Here is a 614-nt window from a genome sequence, read left to right on the forward strand (position 1 = left end):
ATCTCCGGATCAAAGCTTGTTTGCCAGCTCCCCGAAGCTTTTCGCAGGCTACCGCGTCCTTCATCGCCTGTGATCGCCAAGGCATCCACCACATGCACTTGTTCGCTTGACCCTATAACGAGTGTGTCTCAAACTTGCGTTCAAGCCGGGCTCGCTACAGGATGAGTTCTCGCATTTGTGCCGTATTCCAAGTCATCTTTCGATTACTTGAATACATTTCGGTTGATACAATCACAACCCGGTATCGTGTTTTACTGCAGCGTCTCATCAACGCTCACGACACCTTTACTACATCCCATATTTTTAAAGAACAGCCGACTTTCGTCGCCTTGGCCAACGCCAAAGGCAAGCGCTCAATGCCAAGCGCTTGCCTTTGACCATGCCACACAGGACACGCTGCGCGCATCCCGGCTCCAACAACCAACAAACCGATAAGTGTGAACGCTCGACTTAAGATGCACGCTCTGAAAGGAGGTGATCCAGCCGCACCTTCCGATACGGCTACCTTGTTACGACTTCACCCCAGTCATGAACCCTGCCGTGGTAATCGCCCTCCTTGCGGTTAGGCTAACTACTTCTGGCAAAACCCACTCCCATGGTGTGACGGGCGGTGT

At 52.4% G+C, this 614-nt stretch carries 2 rRNA genes; both read right to left on the reverse strand.

Annotated features, from left to right (window positions below):
• A 23S ribosomal RNA gene (locus AC1DQ3_RS36655) occupies positions 1 to 112 on the reverse strand; the annotation flags it as partial.
• Positions 113 to 467: 355 nt separating this feature from the next.
• Positions 468 to 614 (reverse strand): 16S ribosomal RNA (locus AC1DQ3_RS36660); the annotation flags it as partial.

The organism is Cupriavidus sp. 01T418 (assembly GCF_056398885.1).